The sequence below is a fragment of the Phenylobacterium sp. genome, assembly GCF_030697925.1.
Lineage (GTDB): Bacteria > Pseudomonadota > Alphaproteobacteria > Caulobacterales > Caulobacteraceae > Phenylobacterium.
This window is the reverse complement of sequence record NZ_JAUYOJ010000182.1, coordinates 1-1,692: the sequence shown is the minus strand read 5'-3', so window position 1 is coordinate 1,692 and position 1,692 is coordinate 1. Positions and strand designations below refer to the sequence as shown.

4 protein-coding genes are annotated in these 1,692 nt (G+C 72.6%); all 4 read right to left on the bottom strand.

What is annotated here, in order from left to right; translation table 11 throughout:
* Positions 1–586: lytic transglycosylase domain-containing protein (locus Q8Q88_RS17490; RefSeq protein ID WP_305676461.1), on the bottom strand; the 586-nt coding region annotated here is incomplete at its 3' end.
* Positions 587–627: 41 nt separating this feature from the next.
* Positions 628–969 (bottom strand): DUF736 domain-containing protein, encoded by a 342-nt coding sequence (locus Q8Q88_RS17485; RefSeq protein WP_305676460.1) that lies wholly within the window; start codon positions 967–969, stop codon positions 628–630.
* Between the two features lie 35 nt (positions 970–1,004).
* A complete protein-coding gene (locus Q8Q88_RS17480) occupies positions 1,005–1,556 on the bottom strand; it encodes a S26 family signal peptidase (protein WP_305676459.1) in 552 nt (183 codons plus the stop codon).
* The coding region (locus Q8Q88_RS17475; protein ID WP_305676462.1) for a DUF2840 domain-containing protein at positions 1,553–1,692 on the bottom strand (140 nt) is incomplete at its 5' end. The genes Q8Q88_RS17475 and Q8Q88_RS17480, both read right to left, overlap by 4 nt.

Here is a 1,692-nt window from a genome sequence, read left to right as displayed (position 1 = left end):
TGTCGGCGGCGGCGATCGAGACGTCCGGAAACAGCGCCGATCGCGTCCAGGCGGTGAGGTCGAGGCGTTGGGGAATGACACCCCGGCCGCGCATCGGGCCCACCACCGGCGTGAGCTTGGCGAGGTAGGCGCGGGTCTCGGGCGGCAAGCGCCGACCGGTCGCCAGGGCCTCTTCGTAGCGTCCCGGTCCTGCGTTGTAGGCCGCAAGGAAGCCCGGCGCGCCAAAGCGATCGAGGAGTTCACGCAGGTACGCCGCGCCGGCCAGGATGTTGTCATGCGGATCGTAGGGATCGTCGCCAAGTCCGTATCGAATGCGCAGCTCAGCCCAGGTCGCCGGCATGAGCTGCATCAATCCCATGGCGCCGGCGGGGGAGACCGCGCGCGGATCGCCGGCGCTCTCGGCGTGCATCACGGCCTCGATCCAGGCCTCGGGAAGATCGAACCGCCGCGCCGCCTCGGCGACATGAGCGGCGATCCCGTCGCGCGGCGCCCGGTCGTAGAAGGCTAAACCTTGCGGCGTGGCGAAGGCCGTAGCCGGACCCGCAAGAAGCGCGGCAATCGCGATCCAGGCGAACCGGCGGCGCATGACGGCCGCGCGCCACCGCCAAGACGACCGGCCAGACGCCATCAGCCTTGGTCCCGCGCCTGGCGCCGCGAGGGCCGGGTCCAGTGCAGATGGAAAACGCCGTCGTCGGCGTCGGATCGAAACAGATTGGCGCGGATCGGCTGCGCGAGGGTGGGATCGTCAAGCACCAGCGAGACGTAGGCTCCCGCCTTCTCACCAGTATGGGTCCAGCCAGCCCCGACCTCGCCGCCGCCGTCGCCGGCGCGCTGAACGCGATAGTCCGGCGCCTTGTCGCCGCCGGCGGACCTGGCCGGGACGAGGACGAGGTCGACCTCTGTCACGAGCAAATGCAGCCGGCCGGCAAAACCGTCGGCGGTGCGGGTGAAGGTTCCGATGCGTGCCATGGGGATCTCCATCTGGCTGGGGTGGGGAGGCGGAATCAGGGCTGGCGCCTGACCGGTGCGCCGGGGTCGACGCGCCCTGGCGAGACCCACAAGGGTCGCGCGCGGCCGACGACGGATGTGGCGGCGACGGCGCCGAAGTAGCGCCCGTCGAGGCTGTCCTGCCGCGCCGGATTCATCAGGAAGACCTCACCCCGCGCGATCGTCCGGCAGCCCTGCCAGACGGGAAGCGCCCGCCCCCAGCGGTCACGCCGGCGCGCTTGGGCCGCCACCGCGCCGTCGATCATGACGGCGCTGCCGACACGGCAGACGCGCTGCCCGGGAAGCGCCGCCACCGGCTTGATCAGCGGCACGCCGAGCGGGAGGTAACCGCGCTCGGCGAGGAAGGCGGCCAGTGGCCCGGAGGGCCTGGCCACGACGAGATCGCCGCGGTGCAACGGGTCGGCCCGCCCCACCTGGTAGAGACCGATCGGCGCGCTCGCCGTGGTGTTCCAGACGAGCATTGGCGGCGGAGCGCGCCACAAGGTGGCGGCCGTGGTCGTCACCGCCAGCGCCGCGGCGACGAGCGGCAGCCCCGCGCGCGGCGTCACTGCAGCCTCCGGCGCAGAAGCCAGGCCCGATGGCGCTCAGGCGTATAGGGCCGCGGCGCCTCGCGCGCGGCCAACCGGTCGTGGACGTGGCGCCAGTGGTCCGGCGCCACCTCGCACGGATCGACGCCGCCGCGTT